This is a genomic window from Brachybacterium zhongshanense (genome assembly GCF_055385755.1).
Genome location: NZ_AP043790.1, coordinates 870,946 through 896,827 on the forward strand (window position 1 = coordinate 870,946; position 25,882 = coordinate 896,827).

General features: G+C 68.8%; 32 protein-coding genes and 1 other RNA gene. 16 read left to right on the forward strand and 17 right to left on the reverse strand.

Annotation, left to right across the window (positions count from 1 at the left end):
• Positions 1 to 14: 14 nt before the first annotated feature.
• The 14 genes from ACZ5AJ_RS03950 to ACZ5AJ_RS04015 form a co-directional block, all read right to left on the reverse strand.
• Entirely contained in the window at positions 15 to 275 is a 261-nt protein-coding gene (locus tag ACZ5AJ_RS03950) for a hypothetical protein (protein ID WP_464137284.1), read from the reverse strand.
• Positions 272 to 1,228 carry a hypothetical protein gene (locus tag ACZ5AJ_RS03955; RefSeq protein ID WP_464137286.1) on the reverse strand — a complete coding sequence of 319 codons (957 nt, stop codon included), beginning with the start codon at positions 1,226 to 1,228 and terminating at the stop codon, positions 272 to 274. Before ACZ5AJ_RS03955 ends, ACZ5AJ_RS03950 begins: the two co-directional genes overlap by 4 nt.
• On the reverse strand, positions 1,212 to 1,385 hold the full coding sequence (locus ACZ5AJ_RS03960) for a hypothetical protein (RefSeq protein WP_464137287.1): 174 nt from the start codon (positions 1,383 to 1,385) through the stop codon (positions 1,212 to 1,214). Before ACZ5AJ_RS03960 ends, ACZ5AJ_RS03955 begins: the two co-directional genes overlap by 17 nt.
• Complete coding sequence (locus ACZ5AJ_RS03965; RefSeq protein WP_464137290.1) at positions 1,376 to 1,630, reverse strand: WhiB family transcriptional regulator; 255 nt, start codon at positions 1,628 to 1,630, stop codon at positions 1,376 to 1,378. Before ACZ5AJ_RS03965 ends, ACZ5AJ_RS03960 begins: the two co-directional genes overlap by 10 nt.
• Complete coding sequence (locus tag ACZ5AJ_RS03970; RefSeq protein WP_464137292.1) at positions 1,627 to 2,049, reverse strand: hypothetical protein; 423 nt, start codon at positions 2,047 to 2,049, stop codon at positions 1,627 to 1,629. The genes ACZ5AJ_RS03965 and ACZ5AJ_RS03970 overlap by 4 nt, the downstream gene beginning before the upstream one ends.
• Before the next feature lie 59 nt (positions 2,050 to 2,108).
• On the reverse strand, positions 2,109 to 2,696 hold the full coding sequence (locus tag ACZ5AJ_RS03975) for a hypothetical protein (protein ID WP_464137294.1): 588 nt from the start codon (positions 2,694 to 2,696) through the stop codon (positions 2,109 to 2,111).
• Entirely contained in the window at positions 2,693 to 3,442 is a 750-nt protein-coding gene (locus tag ACZ5AJ_RS03980) for a hypothetical protein (RefSeq protein ID WP_464137295.1), read from the reverse strand. The genes ACZ5AJ_RS03975 and ACZ5AJ_RS03980 overlap by 4 nt, the downstream gene beginning before the upstream one ends.
• Complete coding sequence (locus tag ACZ5AJ_RS03985; protein WP_464137297.1) at positions 3,439 to 4,923, reverse strand: ParB/RepB/Spo0J family partition protein; 1,485 nt, start codon at positions 4,921 to 4,923, stop codon at positions 3,439 to 3,441. Before ACZ5AJ_RS03985 ends, ACZ5AJ_RS03980 begins: the two co-directional genes overlap by 4 nt.
• Entirely contained in the window at positions 4,923 to 5,372 is a 450-nt protein-coding gene (locus tag ACZ5AJ_RS03990) for a hypothetical protein (protein WP_464137299.1), read from the reverse strand. Before ACZ5AJ_RS03990 ends, ACZ5AJ_RS03985 begins: the two co-directional genes overlap by 1 nt.
• The gene (locus ACZ5AJ_RS03995) at positions 5,369 to 5,578 is read right to left on the reverse strand and encodes a hypothetical protein (protein WP_464137301.1); all 210 of its coding nucleotides are present in this window, start codon (positions 5,576 to 5,578) and stop codon (positions 5,369 to 5,371) included. The genes ACZ5AJ_RS03990 and ACZ5AJ_RS03995 overlap by 4 nt, the downstream gene beginning before the upstream one ends.
• Before the next feature lie 232 nt (positions 5,579 to 5,810).
• Positions 5,811 to 6,047, reverse strand: a complete 237-nt coding sequence (locus ACZ5AJ_RS04000) for a hypothetical protein (protein ID WP_464137304.1) — start codon at positions 6,045 to 6,047, stop codon at positions 5,811 to 5,813.
• Positions 6,048 to 6,168: 121 nt separating this feature from the next.
• Positions 6,169 to 6,939 (reverse strand): phage antirepressor KilAC domain-containing protein, encoded by a 771-nt coding sequence (locus tag ACZ5AJ_RS04005; RefSeq protein ID WP_464137306.1) that lies wholly within the window; start codon positions 6,937 to 6,939, stop codon positions 6,169 to 6,171.
• Positions 6,940 to 6,998: 59 nt separating this feature from the next.
• A complete protein-coding gene (locus ACZ5AJ_RS04010; RefSeq protein ID WP_464137309.1) occupies positions 6,999 to 7,622 on the reverse strand; it encodes a hypothetical protein in 624 nt (207 codons plus the stop codon).
• A 28-nt stretch (positions 7,623 to 7,650) separates the two neighbouring features.
• Positions 7,651 to 7,968: a helix-turn-helix transcriptional regulator gene (locus ACZ5AJ_RS04015; protein ID WP_464137310.1), complete on the reverse strand. Its 318-nt coding sequence runs from the start codon at positions 7,966 to 7,968 to the stop codon at positions 7,651 to 7,653.
• Between the two features lie 220 nt (positions 7,969 to 8,188).
• Between ACZ5AJ_RS04015 and ACZ5AJ_RS04020 the strand changes: the two genes are divergently transcribed.
• The 14 genes from ACZ5AJ_RS04020 to smpB all read left to right on the forward strand — a co-directional run bounded on the left by ACZ5AJ_RS04020 (position 8,189) and on the right by smpB (position 20,822).
• Complete coding sequence (locus ACZ5AJ_RS04020; RefSeq protein ID WP_464137312.1) at positions 8,189 to 9,091, forward strand: hypothetical protein; 903 nt, start codon at positions 8,189 to 8,191, stop codon at positions 9,089 to 9,091.
• The gene (locus ACZ5AJ_RS04025) at positions 9,088 to 10,125 is read left to right on the forward strand and encodes a hypothetical protein (protein ID WP_464137313.1); all 1,038 of its coding nucleotides are present in this window, start codon (positions 9,088 to 9,090) and stop codon (positions 10,123 to 10,125) included. The genes ACZ5AJ_RS04020 and ACZ5AJ_RS04025 overlap by 4 nt, the downstream gene beginning before the upstream one ends.
• A 130-nt stretch (positions 10,126 to 10,255) precedes the next feature.
• Positions 10,256 to 10,726 carry a hypothetical protein gene (locus ACZ5AJ_RS04030; RefSeq protein ID WP_464137315.1) on the forward strand — a complete coding sequence of 157 codons (471 nt, stop codon included), beginning with the start codon at positions 10,256 to 10,258 and terminating at the stop codon, positions 10,724 to 10,726.
• A gap of 72 nt (positions 10,727 to 10,798) precedes the next feature.
• Positions 10,799 to 11,182, forward strand: coding sequence for an ImmA/IrrE family metallo-endopeptidase (locus tag ACZ5AJ_RS04035; RefSeq protein WP_464137317.1), 384 nt, complete (start codon positions 10,799 to 10,801; stop codon positions 11,180 to 11,182).
• Positions 11,183 to 11,240: 58 nt separating this feature from the next.
• Entirely contained in the window at positions 11,241 to 12,683 is a 1,443-nt protein-coding gene (locus ACZ5AJ_RS04040) for a recombinase family protein (RefSeq protein ID WP_464137318.1), read from the forward strand.
• Between the two features lie 219 nt (positions 12,684 to 12,902).
• Positions 12,903 to 13,286: a TadE family protein gene (locus ACZ5AJ_RS04045; protein ID WP_464137320.1), complete on the forward strand. Its 384-nt coding sequence runs from the start codon at positions 12,903 to 12,905 to the stop codon at positions 13,284 to 13,286.
• A gap of 2 nt (positions 13,287 to 13,288) precedes the next feature.
• The gene (locus tag ACZ5AJ_RS04050; RefSeq protein WP_464137322.1) at positions 13,289 to 13,747 is read left to right on the forward strand and encodes a hypothetical protein; all 459 of its coding nucleotides are present in this window, start codon (positions 13,289 to 13,291) and stop codon (positions 13,745 to 13,747) included.
• On the forward strand, positions 13,744 to 14,250 hold the full coding sequence (locus tag ACZ5AJ_RS04055; RefSeq protein WP_464137323.1) for a pilus assembly protein TadG-related protein: 507 nt from the start codon (positions 13,744 to 13,746) through the stop codon (positions 14,248 to 14,250). Before ACZ5AJ_RS04050 ends, ACZ5AJ_RS04055 begins: the two co-directional genes overlap by 4 nt.
• Positions 14,247 to 15,533 carry a glycerate kinase gene (locus tag ACZ5AJ_RS04060; protein WP_464137325.1) on the forward strand — a complete coding sequence of 429 codons (1,287 nt, stop codon included), beginning with the start codon at positions 14,247 to 14,249 and terminating at the stop codon, positions 15,531 to 15,533. The genes ACZ5AJ_RS04055 and ACZ5AJ_RS04060 overlap by 4 nt, the downstream gene beginning before the upstream one ends.
• Before the next feature lie 11 nt (positions 15,534 to 15,544).
• Positions 15,545 to 16,660, forward strand: a complete 1,116-nt coding sequence (gene prfB, locus ACZ5AJ_RS04065; protein WP_464137326.1) for a peptide chain release factor 2 — start codon at positions 15,545 to 15,547, stop codon at positions 16,658 to 16,660.
• A gap of 150 nt (positions 16,661 to 16,810) precedes the next feature.
• On the forward strand, positions 16,811 to 17,830 hold the full coding sequence (ftsE, locus tag ACZ5AJ_RS04070; RefSeq protein WP_464137328.1) for a cell division ATP-binding protein FtsE: 1,020 nt from the start codon (positions 16,811 to 16,813) through the stop codon (positions 17,828 to 17,830).
• Entirely contained in the window at positions 17,827 to 18,744 is a 918-nt protein-coding gene (gene ftsX, locus ACZ5AJ_RS04075; protein WP_464137329.1) for a permease-like cell division protein FtsX, read from the forward strand. The genes ftsE and ftsX overlap by 4 nt, the downstream gene beginning before the upstream one ends.
• A gap of 2 nt (positions 18,745 to 18,746) precedes the next feature.
• Entirely contained in the window at positions 18,747 to 20,093 is a 1,347-nt protein-coding gene (locus ACZ5AJ_RS04080; RefSeq protein WP_464137331.1) for a murein hydrolase activator EnvC family protein, read from the forward strand.
• Positions 20,094 to 20,318: 225 nt separating this feature from the next.
• The gene (gene smpB / locus ACZ5AJ_RS04085) at positions 20,319 to 20,822 is read left to right on the forward strand and encodes an SsrA-binding protein SmpB (RefSeq protein ID WP_464137333.1); all 504 of its coding nucleotides are present in this window, start codon (positions 20,319 to 20,321) and stop codon (positions 20,820 to 20,822) included.
• 33 nt (positions 20,823 to 20,855) lie between these two features.
• Here smpB and ACZ5AJ_RS04090 read toward each other — a convergent pair whose 3' ends face one another.
• Positions 20,856 to 21,446, reverse strand: a complete 591-nt coding sequence (locus tag ACZ5AJ_RS04090) for a hypothetical protein (RefSeq protein ID WP_464137335.1) — start codon at positions 21,444 to 21,446, stop codon at positions 20,856 to 20,858.
• 231 nt (positions 21,447 to 21,677) lie between these two features.
• On the opposite strand from ACZ5AJ_RS04090, the gene ssrA reads away from it, so the two are divergent.
• Together ssrA and ACZ5AJ_RS04100 are read left to right on the forward strand one after the other, a co-directional pair.
• Positions 21,678 to 22,048, forward strand: a transfer-messenger RNA (tmRNA) gene (ssrA, locus tag ACZ5AJ_RS04095).
• 206 nt (positions 22,049 to 22,254) lie between these two features.
• A complete protein-coding gene (locus tag ACZ5AJ_RS04100; protein ID WP_464137336.1) occupies positions 22,255 to 22,449 on the forward strand; it encodes a hypothetical protein in 195 nt (64 codons plus the stop codon).
• Positions 22,450 to 22,546: 97 nt separating this feature from the next.
• Here ACZ5AJ_RS04100 and ACZ5AJ_RS04105 read toward each other — a convergent pair whose 3' ends face one another.
• Both ACZ5AJ_RS04105 and ACZ5AJ_RS04110 read right to left on the reverse strand, forming a co-directional pair.
• Entirely contained in the window at positions 22,547 to 24,583 is a 2,037-nt protein-coding gene (locus tag ACZ5AJ_RS04105; protein ID WP_464137339.1) for a glycoside hydrolase family 3 protein, read from the reverse strand.
• Positions 24,584 to 24,661: 78 nt separating this feature from the next.
• Positions 24,662 to 25,531, reverse strand: coding sequence for a sugar phosphate isomerase/epimerase family protein (locus ACZ5AJ_RS04110; RefSeq protein ID WP_464137340.1), 870 nt, complete (start codon positions 25,529 to 25,531; stop codon positions 24,662 to 24,664).
• Positions 25,532 to 25,882 lie beyond the last annotated feature (351 nt).

Consider the following 25,882-nt stretch of genomic DNA (forward strand, 5'->3'; position numbering starts at 1 on the left):
GTAGGGGCACGTGCTCATCGCTCCTCACCGTCCTTGGTCAGGGCCTCGATCGCCTGGGCCTGATGGGTCGCGATGGCGAGCTGTCGGCCTCCGATGCGAGCGTCATCGACGGGCGCGTTCAGATCGGCCAGCTCCGCCCCACACAGGCAGACGAAGCCGAACGGCAGATGCTCGGCGATCTGGTGCAGGGCGAGAGTGCGGATCTGCTCGGCTGCACGGAGGGGCTTCTGCGCCTTCGCGCGCGCCTCGATCTCCTCGTCGAAGCTGTGGATCATGCCGCACCGTCCTCGGTCAGCGCGGCGGTGAGCATGTCGCGGACGATGCCCGAAGAGAGCGGGTACATGCGCCGCGCCCGCTCGACCATCTTGTCCGTGACCACGGGCTCCATGGGCACGGTAAGTGCGGCGGTGGCACGGACACCCTCGGAAGCGAGCAGGTTGGCGAGTTTGCGCACGTCCTCTGCCCCTGCTGTCCACGCCCCGGCATTGAGGCCGATGACCGCTTCCAGCTCCTCGGCACCCTCCGGGCGTGCGGGCCTCTGGGGCTCGGGTGCGTCCAGGAGGCGACGCTCGTAGCCATCCTCGGAGGCGGAGAGGGGCTTGAAGGCTGGCCCGTCGATGTTGAGGAAGAGTTGCCCGTCGACCTCCCGCTCGATGAACGCCGCGCCCGCCGGGATCACGCCGTCCTCAGGCACATAGGCGGCATCCCACGCGGCGTCCAGCAGCTCGCGGGGAGTCATCTCGTCGTGGCCCTGGAGGATGTGCGAGAAGCGGGCCACCTCGGACAGGGCGTCGTCCAGGAGGACCTGGGTGTCGTCCCGCTCGGCCTCTGCCTTCTCGGCGCGGGCGATGGCATCGTCTCGTTGTATGTGGCACTCGCGATGGGCGCGGCCGAGATAGTCTGCGCGGTACTCCTCACGCCTCGCGTCTGTCCGCCAGTCGTTCCGCTGACGGAGCAGGGCGCGCGCGACCTCCTTCCACAGGTATGCCCGGAGGGCGGCGTCGTCGCGCTGCTTGGCGGCCTCGAGCCAGCGGGCCATCCAGAACGCGGTCCCTTCGGTGTCGACGCGGACGCCGCGCTCGGCCAGGTGGCGGGAGAGGAGCACGGGATCTGTCACGAAGCCGACGCCCTCGATCTCGCGGAGCAGGACCTCGATCCGCTCCGCTGCATCGAGCCACGCGGGCTGCACGGGCTTGCTGTCGGTGTTCTGGTCAGTCGTCTCGGTCATCAGAGGTCTCCTGGTCGAGGGGGTGGTGGCGGTAGCGGATGGTGGTGAAGCGTCCGGGGCCGGCGGTCACGGCCAGGTCCGGGGCGCACGGGCAGATGTGCTGGAGCAGGTCATGGGAGTCCTGCTCACCCGCGGGGACCGTGTGGATCACGCGCATGTCGGCGCCTCCCCAGCCCGACGAGCGGCACGGATCTGCTGGCGGTCCTTGGTAGAGGTCCCGCCCCAGATCCCGTCCTCGACCCGCTCGAGCGCGACCTCCAGGCACTCCGCCCGCACCGGGCACGCCTGACAGATCCGCTTCGCGAGCTTCGTCGGGCCGCCCTTCTCCGGGAAGAACAGCTCCGGGTCGGTCTGCGCGCACAGCGCCTCCCGCTTCCACGGCTCGTAGGGAAGGTCGATCACGCCGCCACCCCCTCGGCCAGGCGGCTGGTCGCCCACGCCGCGAGGTGCGGAAGCCGCTCCTCCTGCTGCGCAGCCCACGTGGACGCAGCCTCAGCGACCTGCGCGGCGGGGCGGACGGTCTGCGCCAGCGCCCACACCACCAGGTGCCGGTCCCGGCCGACCCCATCCACCCGGAACGTCCACTCGCCCGTCACCTTGATGCCCTGCTCGGCCGTCATGTCGAGCAGCTGCACCAGCGCGATCCGCTTCAGACGGGCCGCCGACATCCCCCCATACAGGGGGAACGTCGCCGTGAACACGCCCAGCGTCACGCCAGCCGCGGCAGCCCGTGCACGCGCTTGCCGCTGGCGGAGCTCCCGGCCACGGTCCGCTTGCGCCTTGCGGCAGGCATCGCACCGGCAACCATCCTGGTCATACATGCCCCGCTGCCCATGCTCATGACGGGCCTGCGGGCAGTCGCACGACACCAGTCCCGTGGTCACACCGACCACCCCCTGGTCAGCGCGTCCCACCAGCGCATCGCCCACAGGGCGTCACCCATCGCCGTGTGCACGTCATCGGCCGACGGCGGCTCCGCCCCCGCAGCACGAGACAGGGCATACGACGACGCGCCCTCCAGCGACACCGTCGTGAACGGGGACATCGCCATCGCGGCGATCGTCCACGTCACCAGATCGACCGAGTGATGCCACCAGCCCGGGGTATAGCCGTGCCGGCGGAGCATGCTCGCCAGGATCGGGGCATCGAACTCCCCGACCGCGGAGCCCACCAGGATCACCCGGCCCCGCCCGGGACGCGTCGCCGCCTCCACGCGGGCCGCGGCCTCCGCCTCCGTGAGCCAGCGGGCACGCCCATCATCCACATGCCGATCCCGGAACCGGCCCACCCGCAGCGACCGCGGATCCGCGTCCGTCAGATCCACATCCGAGACCAGGATCGTGGTCCGGATCTCCCGACCATCCGGCATCCGCTCGATCATCCCGATCTCCCACGGCCGCGCAGACCCCGTGTCCAGACTCGTGGTCTCCAGATCCAGGAAGACCAGCTTCGCGTCCCCGTGCATCATGAGAGGACCGCCTCGTCGACGAGGACGTGCAGCCGCTGCCGCCAGTGATCGATCGTGATCTGGTCCTCGAAGGGGCCCTTCGCGTCCGGGCCCGGCGTCGACGCTGTCGTCAGCGCGACGAAGTCCGCCGTCTCCCCACCGACCGTGGCCAGCAGATGCTTCCCCACCGCCCGGAAGAACAGCGGCCCCTCGAGAACCTTCGCCGCGCGGCCCAGGCGCACCAGCTCCGCCGGAGACCACGACACCCCGCGCCGCAGATCCAGCGGAAGGTCCGCCTCCACGAGCGACGCGACCATCCCGGCCGTGCGCATCACCCGGTCAGCATCCGACTCCTGGCCACGCTCCAGCAGCTCCCCATCCGGGACGCTCATCTGGAACTCGTCCCCATCGAACAGGACCGACACGTCAGCGATCCGCAGCGCCAGCGGCGACAGCGTCACCTCCAGGACGTACTCGTCGGCAGAGACCTCCTTCGGCAGCTTCCGACGGAAGATCGCCAGCACCGCCTTCACCTGCGCGGCAGGGATCGAGAACACGCCCACGCCATCCTGCTCAGCGAGCTCCACATGCCCCGCGGCCGCCGACCGCAGATTCAGTGCCAGCAGGGATAACCCATCCGCCGAGACGATGCACCGCACCGCCGCATACGACTCCGTCTCCCGCGGCAGCGCCTGGAACATCGCCACCGCCTCCAGCATCCGGCAGAACTCCAGGCCATACACCCGGAACGACAGCCCCCGGCTCATGCCCGATCACCCGCCACAGCACCCTCGACACCCTCGGCGTCGCCGCCGGTGGGCTCGGTGGGCGCGTCATGGGCCTTGCCGGTCGCCAGGAGGATCGCCTGCTGCTCCACAGGCGTCCACGCATACCCGGTGGCCTCGAGCAGCCTGCGGAGCTCCCCGGACTCACCCCAGTAGGAAGAGCCCGGGCGGCCGGCACCCATGTACTTGTGGTGCGCGTTCAGCTCCCACCAGTGCTCCCTGACCCAGACCAGCACCGACAGCGGCCACCCCTGGAGAGCCCTGGCGACCTTGGTCTTGCCCTCGACACCGGTCAGCGCCTCCAGCAGCTCGCACCCGGCCAGGTCATCGCCATAGCCCCGCCATGCCTGGGCGACGATGCTCTTGACCGTGATGGTCTTCGCCTCAGCGGACACGTCGAAGCAGGGCAGGACAGCGGCGAGGTGGCGAGCACGATGAACCTTCGCCGTCGCGAACTCCTCCGCCGACAGGTCCTCCCACGGATCCCTCACCGGCTCCGGCGGCACAGCCTCCGCGTCCGCGGCGTCGGCCGCGTCCTTGGCTGCGGTCGGGGAGGGATGCTGGGACTCGTGCTGATCGCATCCCACGACCAGCGTCCCCGCCGGGACACTGCCCAGCCCGGGCACCCAGCACGCCTCCCTCAGGACGGTCCCGGCATGTCCCGGGCACGAGGCGTGCTCCGCAGCCAGCAGCTCATACAGGGCCTCCCCGGTCAGGTCGTCCCCAGCCGCCTCGGTCGTCGCCTCGATCTTCTCGCTGGTGAACAGGCCCTCCACGTACAGGTCATCGAGCGAAACGACGGCCTCCACGAGCCGCATCCCCTGCTTCTTCGCCGCCTTCCGCGACGCGGCCGCCCGCTTCCGATCCTCCCGACGGCGAGACGCCTCCGCGACCTTCTGCGGGAACCGCTCCGTACCCGCAGCGAGCTCGAGCTCCGCGACCGACGCCGGATCATCCTGGAACTCCGCGATCAGCAGCGCATCCTCGATACTGATCTGCCCGTCATGGATGCGAGTGCCCGTGTCCTGACCGAGCTTCGAGATCTTCACCCGGTCCGCGACCCACTGCTTCCCCAGACCGGTCTGCTTCGCGACCTCGACCTGGGACATCCCCAGATCCAGTGCCGCCTGCACCGCACGGGACTCCTCCACCGGAGTCAGCCCCGCACGCTGAACGTTCTCCAGGATCATCAGCTTCATCTGCTCAACCGGATCCGTCAGCGACCCATCGACCTGCGCCGGCACCTCGGCCAGCCCGAGACCATGCGCGGCCGCCAGCCGACGATGCCCCGCGATCACCGTGAACTCACCCTCCGCGCCCTCACGCGGTGCAAGGACCAGCGGGACACGGATCCCGTTCTCCCGGATCGACTCCATCAGCTCAGCGACCCTCGCCACATCCAGACGCGGGTTCCTCTCATGCGGGTGCAGCCGCTCGATCTGCACCATCTGGATCTGCTCCATCACTCCTGCTCCTCCTGCTCTCCGCCGGCCTCCAAAGCACGACGTCTGATCTGTGCGGAGATGTCCTCTCCGAGCCCGCGCAGCCTGTGGCCCAACGCGAGCAGGTCCCCGTCCTTCATCACCGGGATCGCCGCCGCGACCTCCCGGACCAGGCCCGTGGTCGCCTCGGTCCGCCAATGCCCGCACGCCGCGTTGTGGTGCACACCCCGCCACGACCCGACCTGCGTGCCCCGGGCACCCGGCTCGAGATAGCGGGCCAACAGCCCGCCATGCGCGTCGGGCCACACCTCGTAGGTGCCCCATCGGCCATCGATCGGAAGCCGCTCCGGAGCCAGCGGGGTCCAGACCTTCCCGTGCAGACCCCACGCCCACCACAGCTCGCCCCCGCAGTCCTCACACACCGGCGAGGGCTTCTGCGGACGCAACGACACCGACCGACGACGACTCACTCGCCCGCCACCCCCTCACCACGAGCAGCAGCGGCCACGCGAGCATCACGAGCCGCCCGCGCCTCCCGACGCTCCTGCGCGATCTGCGCCGTCGGCCCGACCGTCACGTCCCAGATCAGGACCCCGATCACCACGACCCCGAAGACCAGCACCATCGCGAGCAGGGCCCGGACCGCGAAACCCACCAGCATCAACAGCAGACTCATGACCGGTCTCCTTCCGGGCGGGCCTTGCCCGCCGGGTGCGCGGCCTCCGCGCGAGCGTGATCGGCCTGATGCGACCGCCGGAACGCCCGCGCCTCCTCACGCGACCCCAGACGCTTCTGCGCACCGCAGTCACACGCGACCAGCCACCGTTCCGCCGGCGGCAGACCGATCCGCTCGATCACGATCCGCCGCAGCCGTCGCGGCGACCGCGGGAACGGCAACACCCGCCCGCTCACGCCTCCACCCCCTCGGCGCGGCGCCGCTCACGGATCCCCTCCACGAGGACCTCGAACGACGGGCCCGTCGACGACATCGCCGCCCGTGCCGCGTCCTCCACCGAGGAACCGTCGTAGCCGAGCATCCGCCGGTACGCACGTGACAGCGCGATCCCTGCGCCGAGCGGCAGATCCATCTCCACACGGGCATCGACGCCCGCCTGGACCTGCTCCTGGATCGTCTTCGTCGACATCAGTGGGACTCCTTCCGGTGAGACTGGACAGTGGGGGCAGCGAGAGCCGTCAGCAGGTCCCGCAGCAGACGAGGACGGCCACGGCGCGGATGCACCCGTCGGGACGCCGCCGGTGCGGCGCTCATGCCGCGATCCCCGGCAGATCGAGCTGGCCATCGCGGAAGCGACGGAAGAGCATGTCCAGGCCCTTCCCCGTGATCCGGACCTGCGGCGCCGACGACGCACGGGTCTCACCGGTCTTCTGGTCCACGAAGGTCTTGGCCTTCACGACGAACAGCCCCTGCTCGATGAACCTCTGGTAGACGTGCGGGCGGTCCTTCGCATCGCGGTACAGGTAGCCCCACTCGACGAGCCGGGCCACCAGGCGCTTCTGTCCGATCTGCACCACGCCCTGCTCGAAGAGCACCTTCGCGGCCTCCTCGTACGACCACGACCCCTCCGACGACACGATGTGATCCCACGCCGCTGCCTTCGGGCTCGCGATCTCGAGCTCCCGGCTCCTCTGCTCGAGCGTCGCCTGCGCCTCGATCAGCGCGGCCGCCATAAGCTCAGGCCCTGTCAGCTGCGGCGCACGACGAGCACGGAGCTCCTTCTCCGCCTCGATGAAGTACCGACGCACCTGCTGCCCACGCTCCGACCGCTGGAGCATCGCGATCTCCTTCGCGGCGTCCAGGGTGAGAGCCCAATCGCGACGCGGCCTGCCGCCCGAGGGGTTCTCGCCAGATCCGGCGAGAACCTCGGAGTAGTCGGTGCCATCCTCGAAGCCGTAGGCGAACATCTGCTTCGCCCAGTTGGTGAAGTCTCGGCCAACGCCGAGCCCCTCATGCAGGGCACGCATGGAAACGGCGATGCTGCCGTCGGCGTTCTGGTTGATGGGGATAAGCTGGTCCATGAAGCTGGTCCTCTCTGAGGGTCGCGCGCCCCGCCCTGCATGGCGGGGCGCTTTCTTGTTCAGGCAGTGGGGGCGTTCTCAGCAGCCCCGTCGGCGGTCAAGACGCCGAGAGCCTTCTGCGCGGCAGCGAGGGACTCCTCATCGATGAGGTCTCGCGCCGGAGTGTGGGCGATGTCGGCCACGAGGCCGCTCAGTGCGGTCTCGGTCGCGTTACGGAGACCATCCGCGTACCCGGCCGGCGTGGCGGCGGCCGCGATCCGCGTGTACCTCTCGAGCAGGCGGGTCAAGATCCTCAGATTCAGGTTGTAGGCGTTGACCAGGCAGCCGACGGCCTTCTCCGTCTCCCGCGCATCCTGATCCGACCCCACAGAGCCGCCGACCACCGTCTCGGCTCTCACCGGCTCAACCGTCACCAGGTCCTCCTGCACCATTCCGGCGAGCGCGCGGCGTGCCTCGGCGATGCGGGTGCGGGAGGTGGTGGTGGGGGCGGCGTCGAGGAGGCCGCAGAGCATGGCCTCCTGGGTGGCGAGCTCGGCCTTCCGTGCTTCGCGCAACGGGGTCGACTCGTCTGCGTCGGGGTGCCGGAGGGCGTGGAGGGCCGCGGAGACCCTGGCCGTGCGGGTCGCGATCTCGTCGTCCCAGACCCTCGCGGCGAGGTCGCTCGTGATGCTGGTGGTGCTCATGGGCGCTACTCCCGTGTCTGTGGTGTGGTCAGGCGGCGGTGCGGCTGCTTCGGCGGTGTGCTCGCGCGGAAGCCGCATGTGCACGCTCAGAGTCCACTCGAGTTGCGAAGACGTCGTCGACGTCGAGATGGAGGTAGTGGGCGATGCGCAGGGCGGGGTCGGTGTTCAGGGTCTTCGCCTCGCCGGTGATGAGGCGCCGCATGTAGCTGTGCGACTTCCATCCGGCTGCTCGTGCGAGCTCGCGCTGGGAGACGCCGAGGTTCTCCATGCGTCGTACGAGCTTGTCGCGGTTGATGAGCTCCATCCAGATCGCTCCAACGTGCTGGGGGTCGGTGACGAGTTGCACTGTACTTCCTCCGAGTCCGGGTGTCCACTGATGGAGTACATCATGCACCTTCTGGTGTCCACGCGCAAGTGTCGGTGTGTCTGCGACATATCACCGCGTGTACTCGATGGGCGTATGTTCGACTCGCTGATCTGCGACACTCTTGGTGTCCACTGGATTCCGGCGTGTCGGTATCCAGGCCGCTGGCCACCTGCCCCAGTCCATGCCGAGGATGTCCACCGTGAACGCACTCCACCCGCTCGGGAAGCTCATCCAGTCCGTCGAGGACTCGAAGGGCTGGACGCTGCGCGAGATCGCGCGACGCGTCGACGAACGGACGGACAGAACGATCTCCCACGCCTACGTCGCGAAGCTCAAGCGGGAGCCGATCAAGTCGATCAGCTACGAGACCATCCACGCCCTCAGCGTGGGACTCGGCCTGCCCGAGCGCGATGTCGCGACAGCAGCGATGGAGACCATGGGCGTCCACGACATGACCGCCGGAGGCACCGGGGCTGCCGTCGCCATCGCACGCGATCCCGACCTCTCCGACCGCGACCGCAGGATCCTCCTCGCGGCCCTACGGGAGATGCACAGTGGACACGACACAGACGACACCGGGGCAACGTCCCCCGCTGGATCAGCCGATCCTCCGCGCGACAGCAGCCCGCTGGAGCGTGACGCTCAGCCAGATGGGTTTACGGCCAGCCCGACCGACGAGGACCTCGCCGCCCGCGTACGGGCCTACCTCGAGCAGCACCTCATCGCCGCCGGCCGCTGGCCCGACTTCGAGCTCCTCGGCGTCGACGACCGCGAGACCGCCCTCGACGGCATGGTCCACGTCGGCGTCGAGCTCATCCGGACCGGACTCGCCTCAGAACAGCTGGGCATGCCCGCAACGGTCGAGAACGCAACCGACGTCATCGCCCGCGTGGTCGATGCGCTCCCCAGCGCGCGTATCCAGGGGAGTGCCGACCGCCGCTCCGCAGGGGATCCCCCGCCGCGTGACCGGGCCACGGCCGAGGGCGCCGGCGCGCACCCTTGGGAGCAGGGCGAGTACGACCTCGCCGCCAAGCACGGCCGGAACCGCGGCCGCGAGGCGCGGCAGCAGCAGGACCGCGACGCAGAGGACGGTGGGGCGTGACTCAGTACGGTTACAGGATCTTCGCGCTGGAAGCGTGCAACGGGACGGCGCGAACTCCGTTGGATCTCTCAAAGCTCGCGTCTTGGGAGTCGCACGGAGGGATAGCCGCGCTCGACCATCTTCACTCCACGCTGGATCAGCACCGTCAGCAGCGTTACGTGGACGTTCCGGTGCAGATCCCTACCGTGCCGAAGAAGGGCGAGAAGCCGTTCCACATGCAGTTCGACCGGCTGTCGAAACGTCAGGCGCGCCTGGACGGGTCGTTCCACCTTGGGCGAGAGGGGGACTTCCCCGCCCTTTCGGAGCTCGATCCAGCAACCGGAGTCTGGCGGAACGCGCCGATGGGTAAGCGGGCGCCGGTGAGGCCGTACCGAGCTTGGTTCCACCTGCCGCCGAAGGGGACTGCAGGGTTCCTCGTCGCCGAGTCGATTGGACGGGTCAACGCCGGTCAGCACCTGGTCAGAATTCTGAACGCTGTGAGCCACAACGACCTTTGCTACCAACTTGGCGCGGTGGAGAGGCAGCGTGCAGGATGGGTGCGTTGGCGGCTCACGCCTCTGATCGATGATCAGCGGCTCGAGAGCTTCATCAAGGAGATGCACGGTGGAAAGATCCGGCTCACCCGAAACTCTCGAACGGGGGCAGGTGCCCGCAGCACGGGGGCGGTGACGATCGAGCAGGACATCAGTGACACGTCTCCGGACTTCCTTCGATCGCTTGTGCGCTCTTGGGAGCGCAGTAGCAAGAGGCACCACGACAAGTCCGTGCTCAAACGGCTTGGTGCACGGACTGCAGGCGTCTTCTTCGGCGACCTCATCGACTCGGCGGAGTTCGACTCTGCCGAGCTGGTTGCCGAGGAGAACGGACAGAACCAACGCGTGTCTCCTGACGCGCTGGATAGACTCTTCGAGTACCCGCAGGGCGACGCCCGGCCGAGTGACACTGCTCTGATGTCTCACGCGGGGTCTACCATCCGTCGCATGGTCCAGCCGATGGCTTCCCTCAGGATCAACCTGGCAGACCTCAACCTCTAGGGAGGTGGTCCCGGTGTGGTGGCACGACTCGCGATTCAACCCCGCAGCGCTTCTCCGGGGACATGCTAAAGGTCTGGCTGACTACCGCGAGGACGGAGATCCCAAGCCGGATCGAATCTCTCGGTGGGCGATGCGCATCATCGCAGTGGGTTCTGGAGGGCTAGTGGCAGCCTTTGACGTTCCGCTTTCCGCAAGCGCTCCCTTGCTCGCTGCAGTCGCGCTCCTAGCGGGGGGCATGCTCACTGCCTTCACGCATCTCTCTTCGCTTCGCAAGGCGTATACCGACCGCGTGGATGTGTGGGGAGACGCGGAGCGTGTCCAGCGCGACTACCTGGACGAGACCGCCGCTCATCTGCTAACTGGCAGCTACACGGCTGCTTGGTGCGCGGCAAGTCTCGTCGTCGCTATGAACACAGCTACGCCTCAGGTGCCAGGCGGGCCCGCCGTTCCGCACGGTCTCTGCGCTTCGGTTCCTGTTGCACTAGCGACGTACCTCTTCCTGATCTTCATCGTTGCGATTCCCCGAATGTACGTCGCCTACGTAGAGCTGAACGATGTCCGGGACGAACTCTCTGGCACCCACAAGGATGGCCACACCTGACTTCGTATCCCAGCCGAGCATCTGAGTCTGTGAATCTGCTCCGGCGTCAGTGCAGGTGCGTAGCCTCTGGTCATGCGTCCACCGGAGATCATCGATGCCGCGCTGCCCGAGGGACTGCTCGGCTTCACGGACGGCGTCTCGAGGATCTGGCTCGATCAGCAGCTGACCACCGTCGACCGCCGCGTCGTCCTCGAGCACGAGCTGGTCCACTACGCGCGCGGGCATCGCGGCCACTGCATCGCCGTCATCGAGCACGGCATCGACTGTGAAGTCGCCACCGGGCTCGTCCACCTCGACGAGCTCGGTGACGCCGCCGCCTGGTCCCCGCACCCCTACGTCATCGCTGAGGAGCTCGACGTGATGCCCGAGACGATCGAGGACCGCCTCCACGCCCTCACCCCCGCCGAGCGTGCCGTGCTCGAAGAGCGGCTAGCGGATGCGCACTGGGTAGGTTGAGCAAGGGCCCGTCGCGGGGGCGGGGGAGTAGCGAGAAGGAGTAGCTGTGGGGAGAAGGGTGAAGGCGACGCGTGCGGTGATCTACATGCGGCAGTCGACCTACCGGGAGGAGTCGATCTCGCTCGAGCTGCAGGAGACCGCCTGCCGTGCACACGCCGAGCGAGAAGGCTACGCGGTGGTGGCGGTCGAGGCGGACCCGGGGATCACCGGACGCACCTGGGACAGGCCGGCCGTGCAGCGGGTCATGGGGATGGTCGAGCGGGGCGAGGTCGACGTGATCATCCTCTGGAAGTGGTCGCGGCTCTCCCGCTCGCGGAAGGACTGGGCGGTCGCCGCCGACACCGTCGAGAAGGCCGGCGGACGGATCGAGTCCGCGACCGAAGCCATCGACACCTCGACATCGACGGGGCGTCTCGCGCGTGGCGTCATGGTGGAGTTCGCCGCGTTCGAGTCCGAGCGGATCGGTGACGTCTGGCGGGAAGCCCACGCCCGGCGCATCGCCGAGGGCAAACCTGCCAACGGCAAGCCGCGCTTCGGCTACAGCTACGACCGCGACGCGAAGCTGCACGTCCCCGACCCCGTCGCCGGGCCGATCCTCGCCGAGGCCTACCGCCGCTACATCGACGGCGAGAGCTTCTACTCGCTCAACCTCTGGATCCAGAGCACCGGCGTGCCCCCAGCCGCCGGCTACGGCCGCCAGCAGGGCATCTGGTCCGCGCGCACACTCCGCCGGATGCTCGACTCCGGATTCGGCGCCGGGAAGCTCCTCGTCAAGGGCGAGCACCGCGACGGCATCCACGAGCCCGTCATCACCGAGACCGAGTGGGCGCGATACCAACGGCGGCGAGAGGACCGGCAGCAGCGGCCCCGCACCGAGCGATCCCAGCACCTCCTCTCCGGCCTCGTCCGCTGCGGCACCTGCGGCGCATCGATGTCCCACAGCACCAGACCCGAACGCGAGTCCGGCCCGCAGGTCCGCTGCAAGCTCGCGATCGAGTCCCGCACCCACCCGCATGGCGTCGCCCTCGCCAGATACCCCGAGGCCGCCGTTCGGACGTGGCTCCAGGAGACAGCTCCCGCGCACGGCACCCACATCGATGTCGCCCCGCCGACGCCCGCCGTCGACCAGGTCCCGATCCTCGAACGCGAGCGAGAGAAGACCTACGGAGCACTCACCCGCCTCGCAATGCGCCTCGCCGAGGAGACCATCAGCGAAGAGATCCACCAGCGCGCCGCCGCCCAGTACCAGACCAGGCTCGAGCAGCTCGATGCCGAGCTCGCCGACGCCCGCGCCCGCCTCGGCGCCCCCGCACCCTCGCCCGCCAAAGCCCGCCAGCTCCTCGACGACTGGGACTACCTCGGCACCGGCGAGCGCCGCGCCGCTCTCGCTGAGCTCCTCGAGCGGGTCGAGGTCACCCCCGGGGGGCGTGGTGGGCCCACGCTGGTGCGTGTCGTGCCCCGATCCGGCCCCCCACAATCCTTTCGGTACGAGTCACGCTGATGACTGCGGGAATAGTGGTCGCCCTATGGGCCGTGGCGTCCGAGCAGATCGTCCAGATCTTCACGAACGCGATGGCGCCCTTCCTGGGCGGCTCGCTCTGAGACCGGCATCGTGCTAAGCGAGTTCCGATCCCAGCAGAGCCGTGTGAGCCCCTGCGACGCGTCGGACCGCAGGTCCGCCCCGGTGGGAGGCCCCGACGTCGGCCGCCTGCGTCGAGCGATGCGTGACGATACAGGATCGGCCGTCGCCGAGTTCCCGATGGTCGCCGTCCTGGTCATCGTGATCGCGCTCGCGGTGGTGCAGGCCTCGATGATCCTGCATGTCCGCAACACGATGACCGATGCGGCCGTCCGCGGGGCGCATCACGCCGCGCTCATGGGGGCTGGTCCGCAGGACGGCGCGGCTCGCGCCGAGCAGCTCCTGGAAGGGCGCCTCGCCTCGGCACTGGATGCTGAGGCGACCGCGACCCGGGCAGCCGACGGAACCATCACTGTCCGCGTCAGCGCGACGATGCCTATCGTGGGGATCCTCGGGCCAGCGGCCGGGCTCGTCGTCCAGGGGCACGCGATCGACGAGGACAGCTGGGGCGGGGGGAGCTGGTGAGGGTGCTCGGATCGACCCTCACCAGGAGTCTCGGGGCCGAGGAGGGGAACGCACTGGTCGAGTTCGTCGTCCTGGCGGTCGCGCTGCTCATTCCGAGCCTCTACATGGTCCTCACGCTCGGATCGTTGCAGTCGGCCGTGTTCGCGGCCGACGTCATCGCTCGCGACGCCGCACGCATCCATGCGGTCGAGCGGGACCCGAGCACGGCTGCTGCCCGCGCCGAGGAGCACACCGATCTCGTCCTTGCCGACTTCGGTCTGGAGTCGGCCTCCGGCGGTGATGCCGTCCAGATCACCTGCAGCGACGACCCCTGTGCGACACCTGGTGGAACCGTGACGGCGACCGTGCACCTCGCCGTACCGATTCCGGGGCTCGGGCCTGTGCTCGGTCAGGACGGACCGGTCACCGTGTCCTCGACGCGCTCGGCTCCCGTGGATGTGCATCGGGGGCGCGGGGCATGAGCCGGGTGACGGAGGACAGCGGAGGGCGAGGTCTGCAGCATCTGCGGATTGTCACCGCCCGGCTCACGGGCCGGCTCGCCGATCAGGTCGGCTCCATGACAGTGCTGACGACTGGCGTTCTCGTCGTGATCCTCATGGTGATGGCCGTCGGCACCGCTGTGACCGGAGTCCATCTCGAGCGTGCGGCTCTGCAGGACATGGCAGACTCCGCAGCGCTCGCCGGCGCGGAGGCGATGGCGCCGTCACGTCTGTACTCAGGCGGCGGGGGGACCGTCGTGGACGGACCCTCGGCGCGGAAGGCCGCCGAAGGCCATCTCGCGGAGCATCCGTCGACCTCGCAGAGGTCCCGGGGGATCACGGTCACGAGCGTCGACGTGGATCCTGACGGGACCGTTCGCGTGGTCGTGACAGCGAAGGTCGACCCACCGCTGGCAGGATGGTTCACACGAGGAACCGGAACCTCGGTTCCCGTGGCCGTCGAAGGAGAGGCCCGCGCCCGATGAACGCCCCTGCAGCTCCCGCTGCCCCCGATGACCCCGCAGCTCACGCAGACCCCGGAGCACCTGGAGCGCCCGCTGGACCCGCACCATCGTCACGCGCTGTCCATCAGGCACGCAGTGCGGAGCGCCGGAACGCTCCGGCTCTCCTGCTCGCCCCCGACAAGTTCAAGGGCTCGCTGAGCGCCATCGACGTCTGCCGCGCTCTCGCCGAGGGCATCGCGGAGACGGCCCCGCAGGCGACGGTCACGATGTGTCCGATCGCCGACGGCGGTGACGGAACGGTGGATGCGGCGATCGCCGCCGGCTACGAGGCGCACGAGAGCATCGTCGCCGGGCCGACGGGGGAGCGGATCCCCGCCCGCTGGGCGCTGCGCGGGCAGGACGGTGTCCTCGAACTGGCCGAGACGTCGGGCCTGAGGCGGCTTCCCGGTGGCCGCCTCGACCACGGCCGGGCGCACACCGCCGGACTCGGCGAGGCGATCCTCGCCGCGCGTGATGCGGGAGCCCGTCGGCTCCTGATCGGTCTCGGCGGCTCGGCCAGCACCGATGGGGGAGCCGGCCTGCTGGCCGCGCTCGGCGCGCGCCTCCTCGATGCCGACGGGTCCCCGATCGCTCGGGGGCACGACGGTCTCGCGCAGCTGTCCTCGGTCGATCTCCGTCCCGCTCTCGAGGCGCTCGACGGAGTGGAGCTGATCGCCGCCTGTGATGTGACCAGTCCGCTGCTGGGTCCTGCGGGAGCGGCCTCCGTCTTCGGACCACAGAAGGGGCTCTCCGAGGGCCGCGCTCCTGCGGCCGATCTCGTCCTGCGCACGTATGCCGATCTCGTCGAGGCGTCGTCGGGCCCGCACCGGGATCGTCCCGGGGCAGGTGCAGCCGGGGGCACCGGGTTCGCGCTGTACGCGCTGGGCGCACGCTTCGTCTCCGGTGCTGATGCGGTGCTCGATCTGCTCGGCTTCGATGCGCAGCTCGAGCAGGCTGATGTCGTGCTGATCGGTGAGGGGAGGCTCGATGAGCAGACTCTGCAGGGCAAGGGCCCTGCAGAGGTTGCGCGTCGGGCCCGGGCCAGGGGGCGGCGCGTCCTCGCCGCAGCGGGAGCCGTCTCGCTGACGGGCGTCCAGCTCGAGGAGGCCGGGATCGAGAGGGTCTGGGATCTGCTCTCCCGCGCTGAGGACGTCGAGGATGCCATGGCTCGAGGCCGTGATCTGCTCGTGGAGATCGGTCGCGAAGTGGGCCGTGAGATCGGACGTGACCACGTTCGCGGCGATGCCATGCCAGCCCTGCCGTAGACTCACCCCTCGTGGCTGCCATCGACTTCTCCGAAGAACTTCCGAATCTCCGCTCGACGCTCTCGTCGATCGAGCAGGTGACGGACGTCGACGCCCTCGACGTGAAGATCGCCGATCTGGAGAAGCAGGCGTCCGCCCCCGACCTGTGGGACGACGTCGAGAACGCGCAGAAGGTCTCCGCCGCCCTCTCCCACGCGCAGGCCGAGCGTCGGCGCATCAGCGAGCTCGCCTCCCGCATCGAGGACCTCGAGGTCATGGTCGAGCTCGCCGCGGAGGAGGACGACGCCGAGACCCTCAGCGAGGCGGAGGCCGAGCTGACCAGCATCCACAGGACGCTGGATGAGCTTGAGGTGCGCACTCTCCTCTCCGGCGAATACGACGAGCGCGATGCTGTCGTGACGATCCGTGCGGGCGCCGGCGGCGTCGACGCCGCGGACTTCGCCGAGATGCTGCTGCGCATGTACCTGCGCTGGGCCGAGCGTCATGGCTATCCGACGAAGGTCATGGACACCTCGTACGCGGAGGAGGCGGGCCTGAAGTCCGTGACCTTCGAGGTCTCCGCACCGTTCGCCTACGGCACCCTGTCGGTCGAGGGCGGCACCCACCGGCTCGTGCGCATCAGCCCCTTCGACAACCAGGGCCGGCGCCAGACGTCCTTCGCCGCGGTCGAGGTGATCCCGCTGATCGAGTCCACCGACTCCATCGAGATCCCCGAGAACGAGCTGAAGATCGACGTCTTCCGCTCCTCCGGGCCGGGCGGCCAGAGCGTGAACACGACCGACTCGGCCGTCCGCATGACCCACATCCCGACCGGGATCGTCGTCTCCATGCAGGACGAGAAGTCGCAGATCCAGAACCGGGCCGCCGCCCTGCGGGTCATGCAGTCCCGCCTGCTGCTGGTGAAGAAGCAGGAGGAGGACGCCAAGCGCAAGGAGCTCGCCGGCGACATCAAGGCCAGCTGGGGCGACCAGATGCGCTCGTACGTGCTGAACCCGTACCAGATGGTCAAGGACCTGCGCACCGAGCATCAGGAGGGGAACCCTCAGACGGTGTTCGACGGCGAGATCGACGAGTTCATCGACGCCGGCATCCGCTGGCGCGCCGGCCAGGGGCGCGACGAGGACTGAGAGTCCTGCGCACCCGGACGAGGGACCGTCGGTCCGCCGCCGACCAGGTTTGACCAAGTCTTTGACCGTGCCGCCGGGGTCGGTTCCCGACCTTCGGGACGTCCGGGACCTACTCTGGGCTGGCACCGTTCCCCGATGTGACAGGCACCCGTGATCCGATTCGACAACGTCACCAAGACGTATCTGCGTGGCCAGCACCCCGCGGTGGAGGACCTCGACATCGAGTTCGCCCGCGGGGAGTTCGTCTTCCTCGTGGGGGCCTCCGGATCGGGGAAGTCCACTCTCATGCGGATGGTCCTCAAGGAGACCTCCCCGACCCGCGGGACCGTCTACGTGGCAGGCAAGGACCTCTCCCGCATCCCGTCGTGGAAGGTCCCCGCTCTGCGGCGGGACATCGGCATGGTCTTCCAGGACTTCCGTCTGCTGCCCTCGAAGACCGCCTACCAGAACATCGAGTTCGCGCTCGCGGTGATCGGCACGCCCCGCAAGGTCGTGCGTCGCCTTGTTCCGGAGATGCTCGAGATGGTGGGTCTGGAGGACAAGGGCAGGAGGCTTCCGCATGAGCTGTCGGGCGGTGAGCAGCAGCGCGTGGCGATCGCGCGCGCCTATGTGAACCGTCCCTCGATCCTGCTGGCCGACGAGCCCACCGGCAATCTGGATCCGGCGACCGCGGAGGGCATCCTCGACCTGCTCAGCGAGATCAACGAGCGCGGCACCACCGTGGTGATGGCCACCCATGACCGCGCTGCGGTGGATCGCATGCGCCGACGTGTGGTCGAGATGGTCGACGGACATGTCGTGCGCGACGACCGCGAAGGCCTGTACGCCTCGGTCGCGCCGCAGAGCGTGATCTCGGGGAACCTGCCCGACGGCGAGGAGCCGGCAGCGGCCGGGGGACTCTCCCCGGCCGGCGCAGACTCCCCGGCCAGCGGCTCCTCTCCGGCCGGCGGGTCCGCGTCGAGCGCGTCGGCTGACGGTCCGAGCGTCGACACCGGTGCTGGCACCATCGCCAGCGGTGGTGCCAGCAGTCGTTCCGAGGGAGCTGCCGATGTGCTCGACGAGGAGCTGATCGACGAGCGCGAGGCCCGTCTGCTGGACGACGCCTTCTCCGCGGACGACGACGGCTTCGAGGACGACCCCTTCGACAGCACCGGGAGGGATGCTCGATGAGGGCGCGCTACATCCTCGGCGAGATCCTCACCGGCCTGTGGCGGAACATCGCCATGGTCATCTCGGTGGTGATCGTGACCGCCGTCTCCCTGACCTTCGTCGGCACCGGACTGCTGATGCAGAAGCAGATCATGGACATGAAGGCGACGCTCGTCGAGCAGTCGCAGGTGACGATCTACATGTGCTCACCGCACTCGACGTCGGCATCATGCGCGGGGGGCAGTGCGACGGACGCGCAGATCGAGTCGGTCCGCAGCGCGCTGGACGGTGACGTGCTCTCCCCGTACGTCGCGTCCTACGCGGAGCGGAGCCAGGACGAGGCGCTGGAGATCTATCAGGATCAGTTCGCTGGTGAGGGCTTCGTCTCGAACTTCACCGCGGAGGACATGCCGGTTTCCTTCCACATCACGCTCAGCGATGCCGACGACTCGGCGGCCGTGGTCGAGTTCTTCCAGGGACGCGATGGCGTCGACGAGGTGACGGATCTGCTGAGCACCTTCGCACCCTTCATCGACGTGCTCAACCAGTCGACGCTCGGCGCGCTGGGCCTTGCCGTGCTGATGCTGGTCGCAGCCGCCCTCCTGGTGGCCACCACGATCCGGATGTCGGTCGCCAACCGTCGTCGGGAGATCGCGATCATGCGCCTGGTGGGTGCGTCGAACGTGTTCATCCGCGCCCCGTTCCTGCTCGAGGGCGCTGTCGCCGCGATCATCGGCGGCCTGATCGCCTCGGGCATGCTGTGGGTGGGCGTGCACTATCTCGTCGAGGGCTGGCTGACGCCGACCCTGGGCTCGCAGCTGATCACCATCACCACCGGGGATCTGCTGTGGTGCGCACCGATCCTGGTGGCCGCCGGAGCGGTCCTCGCGATCGGCTCCTCCGTCGTCTCGCTGAACCGCTATCTGAAGGTATGAGCATGCCGAACCCCACGGTCAGGACGTCCTCCGGCGCTGCACGGTCCTCTGCCGCGCGGCGCGGCCTGTGCGCCCTCGCGATCGTGTCGATGGTGCTGGTGCCGGTGCTGGCGGGCCCGTCTCCGAGCGCGTTCGCCGACGGCGACAAGGAGCAGAAGATCGCCGAGCGCGATGAGATCGATCAGCAGCTGGAGGACCTGCGCATCGAGCTCGCCGACGTCAACGAGGACCTCTCGCAGACCTACCTCGACCTCGCCGAGACCGAGCTGCTCATCCCGCAGGCCCAGCAGGATCTCGAGGACGCCCAGGCGGAGCTCGAGGAGGCTCGGGAGCAGGATCGCATCGTCGGAGAGCGCCTCGAGAGCGCCCAGGAGGAGGAGGCCGAGCTCTCCGAGGAGGTCGAGACCGGCCAGGACGAGGTCGACCGCTCGGACGAGGAGCTCGCCGAGATCGCGATCTCCGCGTACAAGGGCAGCGGTGCTCCCAGCCCCGTCTCCGTCTACATCGGCTCCGCGAGCCCGCAGGACACAGTCGACCGCACCATGAACTACCGGCTCACGCTCGCCTCCCAGGGGAGCCGGCTGGACGAGCTGCGGGAGGACCAGGCCATCACCGAGAACTCCGCGGACCGGCTCGAGGCGGTCCGCGAGGAGATCGACGACCTCAAGCAGCAGGCCGAGGAGGCCGTCGAGCGCAAGGAGGAGGCCGAGCAGGAGGCGTCCGACGCGAAGCAGGCGCTCGACGATCTCTACGAGCAGCAGCAGTCCCAGCTCGACGACCTGGAGGCGAAGAAGGCCGAGTACGAGGACCAGGAGACGTCGCTCGAGAACCAGGGAGACGAGCTCGACGATGAGATCGAGCGTCTCGCCGAGGAGGAGAGGGCGCGCCTGGAGAAGGAGGCCCAGAGCTCCTCCGGCTCCAGCGGATCGGGCTCCGGCAACAGCGCCGGCACGAAGAGCGGCTGGATCCGACCCGTCGGCGGTGTCATGAACTCGACCTTCGGATGGCGCGTCCACCCGATCTACGGCACCAGGAAGTTCCATGCCGGCGACGACTTCCCGGTGGGATGCGGAACTCCGGTCAAGGCGGCGCACTCCGGCACGATCCTGCAGACGACCTACAACTCCGCCGCGGGCAACAAGCTGATCATGTCCAACGGCATGAACAACGGGCACGTCATCACCACGTCGTACCACCACCTGCAGAGCTTTGCGGTCTCCCCGGGCACGAAGGTCAGCGCGGGCGACGTCATCGCGTACGTCGGCACGACAGGGTCATCGACCGGCTGCCACCTCCACTTCGAGGTTCATGAGGACGGCACCGCCGTCGATCCAGCCGGCTACGTGTGATCGTCGGCTCGTCGGCTCGTCGGCTCGTCGGCTCGTCGGCCCGTCGGCCCGTCGGGCCGTCTGCTCTTCGGCCGACGGCTCCTCCGACGTGCGGGGGCCGTCGCCCTGGGCATAATCGGTGGTCGCGATCGGGGCGACCGCGTAGGCTTGGACGTCGGCCCCGGCAGCGGGGAGCAGGCCCTCGGTGAGGGCACGAGGCGCTCGGGCGCGGACAGGAGGATCCCCATGGCGAAGAAGAAGTCGGCCGCGAGCCAGGCCAAGGACGACGGTCCGCGCAAGCAGCTGATCGCCTCGAACAAGAAGGCCAGGCACGACTATCACATCGACCACACCTGGGAGGCCGGCATCGTGCTGACCGGCACCGAGGTGAAGTCCCTGCGCGATCGCGGTGCGTCCCTGGTGGACGGCTTCTGCTACATCGAGGGCGGCGAGATGTGGATGGAGGCCGTGCACATCGCCCCGTACGTGAAGGGCACCTGGACGAACCACGCCGCTCGGCGCAAGCGCAAGCTCCTGCTGCACAAGCAGGAGATCGCCAAGCTCGCCGGGAAGACCCGCGAGAAGGGGTACACGATCGTCCCGCTCGAGATGTACTTCCTGGGCTCTCACGCGAAGGTCGTCATCGCGCTCGCCCGCGGCAAGAAGGAATGGGACAAGCGTCAGACGCTGCGCGAGCAGCAGGACCTGCGGGAGGCTCAGCGGGCCATGCGTCAGCGCGAGCTCCTCTGAGATCACGACGGTGATCGGGACGCCCGTTCCCGATCACCCCGGCGGAATGGCGCTGGGACTGTCGGCGTCACGCTCCAGTCGAGCCACGGTCTGCTGGATCGCGGCGAGCGCCTCGTCGTCGGCCGACCCCAGGTGCTGGCATATCGCGAGGGCTCGGCGCGCGTCCTCGACGGCGCGGGTGCCGAGCTGCTCGGCGGTGCCGTGCCTTCCCTGGGCGGAGGCTGCCGCCGCATGCTCGAAGCGGCACTTCGCACGATGCTGGAACACCGCCGCCAGCACGGACAGCGAGGAGGGCGAGGTGGGGTCTCCGAGACCGGTCTCCTCAGCAGCCAGGTCGAACTGCTCCTCGGCGGCGACGAAGGCGCCCTGCCAGTGGAGCACCTGCGCATAGCGGGTGCGTCGCACCGCACGCACGAGGGAGGGCAGCTCCGGATCCGCGAGGGAGCGTCGGCCGGCGATGGCGGCCTCATCGAGCCTTCCGAGCATGCGCAGGTGCGCGACGGTGCGCGGATCCTCCGGGTTGTCCTCGCACCAGCGAGAGAGGGCCGACGGGTCCGCGACGATCTCGCGCAGGGTCTCGTCGTCGATGGTGATCTGCACTCCGGCAGCCTGGAACCCGACCATCCCGTCATCCTCGACGCATGCGGCGATGCTGTCCAGACCCGACCCCGGCGGACGGACTTCGCCCACAGCGGAGGACTATTCGCTGGTGGGCCGCGCGGGTCGGCGCTAGACTGGATCCTGTCGGAGAGATCCGGCATCGTGGATGCTTGACAGTGGATGCTTGACAACAGAATCGTGAGCGCGACAGCGACCCCGTGAGGGTCGCCTGCACTGTGCTGCATACCCACGCTCGGGGACGATCGGTTTCGACGGTAGTTGTCCAGCGAGGGGAAGCGGGCCGAGAATCCAGAGTCATCTCGTGAACGTCCTCTGGAAACCAATAAGTGCCGAATCCAAGCGCACTGACTTCGCTCTCGCTGCCTGATCAGCGTTAGCAGTCTGGAACCCCGGGGGTGCTCCTGACCCGGATCGTTCCATCATCAAAGGAGCCACTGCTGCCGTCCCTCGTCATCGGGGCCGGGTGAACACCTCAGAGTGACTGAGTCCGTCGACGACGTGTCCGTGGGATCGTCGGGACTGAGAAGACGCCTTCACGGACTGCGCCCGGAGAAGCCCTGGCTCCGCACTATCGGACGCGGGTTCGATTCCCGCCGTCTCCACTACCGCGCTCACACGAGAGAGCCCCCTCACCTGCACTCGCGTGCGGGGGAGGGGGCTCTGTCATGCCCAACTCAGCCCAGCCCAGCCCAGCCCAGCTCCCTGTCTCCCGATGCCGGCTGGGACTCCCTCGGCGAGCTTCCGGCTCGTCACCGGACGGTGCCGCGTAGGCTGAGCCACCTCCGGTCATCCCCCGACGAAGGAGGCTGTGATGGATCGCGAGCAGCTGCGTCTGGCGGTGGTCCATGCGATCGAGAACCGGCGCTCCGAAGGCCCTGCGGATCCTGCGGCGTTCGATGTCGACGCGATCGTCGGCGACATCATGGACGCCGCCCGCGAAGGCCCCGTGCAGGAGCTCGACGGCGTGGACTACTGGGCGATCATCGCCAGGCATCGTCGGGCATGACCATCTGCTGGACGGCGCCCCAGCGGGAGCATCCTGGAGCGTCAGTGCCCTGCCCCGCCGAGCAGGCGGCAGGGCAGGGTTCCGGGCGTCGGGATCCTCAGGCGTAGGAGAGGCCGTGGCCCAGCTGCCAGCGGTTCCCGTCGGCGTCGACGTACACGTAGGGGCGACCGTCCATGTGCTGCTCCTTGGCGAAGCCGGGGACGTCATTGGGTGAGGCGCAGATGCCGTCCTCATCCACCGCGATCGCCTCCGGGGAGATCGGGAAGGTCAGCGGCAGGCGTCCGCTGGGGGTGAACCCGCCGACGATCGCGTCGAACAGCACCTCGGCGCGCGTGTCGAAGCCGGCGACGAAGGCGTCGGCGAGCGGTTCGAGGGTCCCGGGCAACCAGGCCATCACCACGTTCAGCCCCACGACCAGAGTGCTGACGCTCTCGCGGATGGCGCGGATCTTCGCGAGGTCGACGTGGGAGTGCTCGTCGATCGCCAGGTCCAGCAGTCCGACGGAGCGGAAGTAGTCGCCCGTGAACGGGTTGGCGAGCACGACCGCCACATCGGCGTCCCGGAAGTCGGTCGTGAAGTCGATCTCGGGATGCGCCGCCGCGATCTGGGCGCGCAGGCCGTCGAGCTTCTTCACGGTCACGCCCTGCTCGAACAGCTCGACGTACACGCGCAGCCCGGTGAGCTGCGAGGGCGTCAGAGGGAGGACGGTCCCTCCATCCCGCTCGGAGTTCTTCAGGAGCACGACGGATCGGCGGTGCGCCTCGAGCGCGGCGGCCTCGAACTCAGGGTTCGCGACGACCTCGTCGGCCCTTTCAGGATCGACGTAGGGGTTCTCGAACAGTCCCAGCTGGAACAGCTCGATCAGCAGACGCCGTGCGGCATCGTCCAGGCGCTCGCTCGAGATCAGGCCCTGCATGTAGGCGGCGCGGATCGAGTGCACGTCGTTGGTGTCGGCGATGATGTCGGTCCCCGCCATGATCGCCCGCCCGGCGCGCTCGGGCACGGAGAGGTCCTCGACGCCCCATGCCATCTTGCTGAGGATTCCGGAGTCCGAGTTGATGTAGCCGTCATGGCCCATCGACCGCAGGAGGTCGAGGACCTCCTTGTTGAAGGCGAAGCCTACAGGTTCGAACCCCTCGAGGCGGCCCTGCGGCGTCGACGACTTCTCGGCGGAGGGGATCGCGTAGTAGGGCATGACGGAGGAGGTCCCGGCGTCGACCGCCGCCTGGAACGGGGGCAGGTGGTACTTCTCGAGGGAGCCGGGCGTGGGGTAGACGTTCCACTTGCCCTCTGCGTAGTGCGGGTCGAAGCCGTTCTCGCGGGCCCCTCCGCCGGGGAAGTGCTTCGTGGTGAGCGCGACGCCGTCGGCGCACACGCCGTGCTCGCCCTGGAACCCGCGCACGACGGCGCTGATGGCCCGCGCGTTCATCCCAGGATCCTCGCCGAAGGTGCCGTAGCTGCGGAACCAGCGCGGGTCGGTGACGGTGTCAGCCATGTACATGTAGCCCTTGCGCAGGCCGGAGGCGACCCATTCCTCCCGCGATCGCTCGGCGAAGCCGCGGATGAGCTCCTCGTCCCCGGTGGCCGCGAGGCCCAGGGTGCCGGGCCACTGGGTGAAGTCCTTGTCCTCGGCGGTGGCACCCATCTTGAAGCCGCCGGCCTCGTTCTTGGAATTCGCGGCCACGATGACGGGGATGCCCCATCGCGTGCTCTCCGCGACCTCCTGCATGGCGTTGACCCAGGTGGCGATGCGGGAGCCCGTGGGTGTCTCACGCATGATGAAGTGGCGCATATGGAGCTCGACGATCTGCTGGGTCGTCCCCTCGTAGGGATCGCCCGCGGTGTTGTGCGGGTCGAGCTTCACCGGGTGGTACTGCTCGTCGAGCGCCCCATCGTGGCTGGTCAGCTCCGGATCATGCTGGGAGATCCCCATGGAGCGGGAGTTGATGACCATCAGGCCGATCTTCTCCTCGGGGCTCATGCGCGAGACCAGGTCCTCGGCCCGCTCGGCGGGGGAGAGCCGCCAGTCCTCGTACGGCGTGAGCTCGCCGTCGCCGTCGAGGTCTCGGAAGCGGAGTCCGTCGATCTCGATGATGGGGGCGACGTGGGACGAGATCGGGACCTGATCGGGCATGGAGGACTCCTGGAGGCGAGGACTGCGGGTGTGTGATGCGCGGCCGACGACGGGCGGCTTCGGCCGACGACGTTCGGCTCAGCCGGTGATGAGCTGCTCGTATCCGATCTCCACGAGGTGCGCCCGGCTGATCGCGAGGGCTTCGAAGATGTCCCGGCCGTAGGTCTGATCCTGCTCGATCAGCAGGGCGGAAGCACCGGAGGCGATGCCCTGCTCGATGACGGGCTTCCAGTCCAGAGTGCCCTCGCCGACCTCCGCGAACTGGACGATGTCGGCGTTCCAGTACTGGAAGAAGGGCTTCGGATCGCCGGCGCCCATCGCCTCGAGCATCTCCGCAGGAGGCCAGGCGATGCGGAAGTCCTTCAGATGCACGAGGTCCAGGACGCCGTCGAAGGCGGCCAGGGTGCGCTCCGGGTCGCGTCCGCCGCGGGCCACCCAGTGGCAGTCGATCTCGAAGCGCAGGTGCGGGGCGAGCTCGCGCAGGTGCTCGAGCAGCGTGCGACCCTCGAGCTTCGTGAACTCGATGTGGTGGTTGTGGTAGCTCAGCGAGATGCCCTGCTCGCCGAGGCGCTGGGCGTAGCCGTCGGCCTCCCGGGCGAAGTCGCGGAAGGTCTCGGCGGTGGCCATCGCGGTGAACGGCATCATGCCGATGCGGATCTTGTCGGTGCCCAGACGTCGAGCATGCTCGACGTGGACGTCGAGATGCTTCTCGAGGGTGAGGTCATCGCTGTCGGCGGGGGCGGAGGTCTTGCCGGAGATCGCGGCGTACTCGATGCCGAGGGAGTCCCGCGCGCTCGCCATCGCTGCGACGTTCTCCTCGGTCATGGGGATCTGGGAGACCTCCACCACCGAGAAGCCGGTCTCGCGGACCTTCTCGAGCACCGGCAGCACACCCTGCTCCGCGATGTGGTCCTTGAGCATCATGAGCTGGATGCCGATGCGCGCCATGGAAGTCCTCCTGGGATCGTCGTCTTCGTCGTCGGTGGCGAGGTCGGAGCATGCGGCGCGACGGGGATCAGCCGCGGGAGGCGGGAGCGGCCGAGCCGTCCGCCATGGACCGGCCCGATCGACCTCCGCGAGATGGACCGAGCTCCTCCGGTCCCTCTGGTCTCCCGAGAGCCTCGAGATCGTCTCCGGGTGCTCCCGACAGTAGCCACGAGCACATGCTGTTCCGGACGGTTGCCGCGCATTGCCTGGGGCAACGCCCTGCAACCGGGGTCCTGTTGCGCAAAACTCCCCGCAGTATCGGATCACCGAAGATTCGCGGCGAAGCGGAGTCCACGCCTCGCCCGGCCGCAG

What these genes read in the sequence shown, in the direction of transcription:
- ACZ5AJ_RS03995 (WP_464137301.1), bottom strand. Translation starts at nt 5,578, where the DNA reads ATGAGTCTGCTGTTGATGCTGGTGGGTTTCGCGGTCCGGGCCCTGCTC.
- ACZ5AJ_RS04000 (WP_464137304.1), bottom strand. Translation starts at nt 6,047, where the DNA reads ATGTCGACGAAGACGATCCAGGAGCAGGTCCAGGCGGGCGTCGATGCC.
- smpB (WP_464137333.1), top strand. Translation starts at nt 20,319, where the DNA reads ATGGCGAAGAAGAAGTCGGCCGCGAGCCAGGCCAAGGACGACGGTCCG.
- ACZ5AJ_RS04105 (WP_464137339.1), bottom strand. Translation starts at nt 24,583, where the DNA reads ATGCCCGATCAGGTCCCGATCTCGTCCCACGTCGCCCCCATCATCGAG.
- ACZ5AJ_RS04100 (WP_464137336.1), top strand. Translation starts at nt 22,255, where the DNA reads ATGGATCGCGAGCAGCTGCGTCTGGCGGTGGTCCATGCGATCGAGAAC.
- ACZ5AJ_RS03975 (WP_464137294.1), bottom strand. Translation starts at nt 2,696, where the DNA reads ATGATGCACGGGGACGCGAAGCTGGTCTTCCTGGATCTGGAGACCACG.
- ACZ5AJ_RS03970 (WP_464137292.1), bottom strand. Translation starts at nt 2,049, where the DNA reads ATGTATGACCAGGATGGTTGCCGGTGCGATGCCTGCCGCAAGGCGCAA.
- ACZ5AJ_RS04005 (WP_464137306.1), bottom strand. Translation starts at nt 6,939, where the DNA reads ATGGACCAGCTTATCCCCATCAACCAGAACGCCGACGGCAGCATCGCC.
- ACZ5AJ_RS04010 (WP_464137309.1), bottom strand. Translation starts at nt 7,622, where the DNA reads ATGAGCACCACCAGCATCACGAGCGACCTCGCCGCGAGGGTCTGGGAC.
- ACZ5AJ_RS04030 (WP_464137315.1), top strand. Translation starts at nt 10,256, where the DNA reads ATGCGCATCATCGCAGTGGGTTCTGGAGGGCTAGTGGCAGCCTTTGAC.
- ACZ5AJ_RS04060 (WP_464137325.1), top strand. Translation starts at nt 14,247, where the DNA reads ATGAACGCCCCTGCAGCTCCCGCTGCCCCCGATGACCCCGCAGCTCAC.
- ACZ5AJ_RS04110 (WP_464137340.1), bottom strand. Translation starts at nt 25,531, where the DNA reads ATGGCGCGCATCGGCATCCAGCTCATGATGCTCAAGGACCACATCGCG.
- ACZ5AJ_RS04055 (WP_464137323.1), top strand. Translation starts at nt 13,744, where the DNA reads ATGAGCCGGGTGACGGAGGACAGCGGAGGGCGAGGTCTGCAGCATCTG.
- ACZ5AJ_RS03955 (WP_464137286.1), bottom strand. Translation starts at nt 1,228, where the DNA reads ATGACCGAGACGACTGACCAGAACACCGACAGCAAGCCCGTGCAGCCC.
- ACZ5AJ_RS03985 (WP_464137297.1), bottom strand. Translation starts at nt 4,923, where the DNA reads ATGGAGCAGATCCAGATGGTGCAGATCGAGCGGCTGCACCCGCATGAG.
- ACZ5AJ_RS03960 (WP_464137287.1), bottom strand. Translation starts at nt 1,385, where the DNA reads ATGCGCGTGATCCACACGGTCCCCGCGGGTGAGCAGGACTCCCATGAC.
- ACZ5AJ_RS04035 (WP_464137317.1), top strand. Translation starts at nt 10,799, where the DNA reads ATGCGTCCACCGGAGATCATCGATGCCGCGCTGCCCGAGGGACTGCTC.
- ACZ5AJ_RS03950 (WP_464137284.1), bottom strand. Translation starts at nt 275, where the DNA reads ATGATCCACAGCTTCGACGAGGAGATCGAGGCGCGCGCGAAGGCGCAG.
- ACZ5AJ_RS04080 (WP_464137331.1), top strand. Translation starts at nt 18,747, where the DNA reads ATGCCGAACCCCACGGTCAGGACGTCCTCCGGCGCTGCACGGTCCTCT.
- ACZ5AJ_RS04090 (WP_464137335.1), bottom strand. Translation starts at nt 21,446, where the DNA reads ATGGTCGGGTTCCAGGCTGCCGGAGTGCAGATCACCATCGACGACGAG.
- ACZ5AJ_RS03980 (WP_464137295.1), bottom strand. Translation starts at nt 3,442, where the DNA reads ATGAGCCGGGGGCTGTCGTTCCGGGTGTATGGCCTGGAGTTCTGCCGG.
- ACZ5AJ_RS04045 (WP_464137320.1), top strand. Translation starts at nt 12,903, where the DNA reads ATGCGTGACGATACAGGATCGGCCGTCGCCGAGTTCCCGATGGTCGCC.
- ftsX (WP_464137329.1), top strand. Translation starts at nt 17,827, where the DNA reads ATGAGGGCGCGCTACATCCTCGGCGAGATCCTCACCGGCCTGTGGCGG.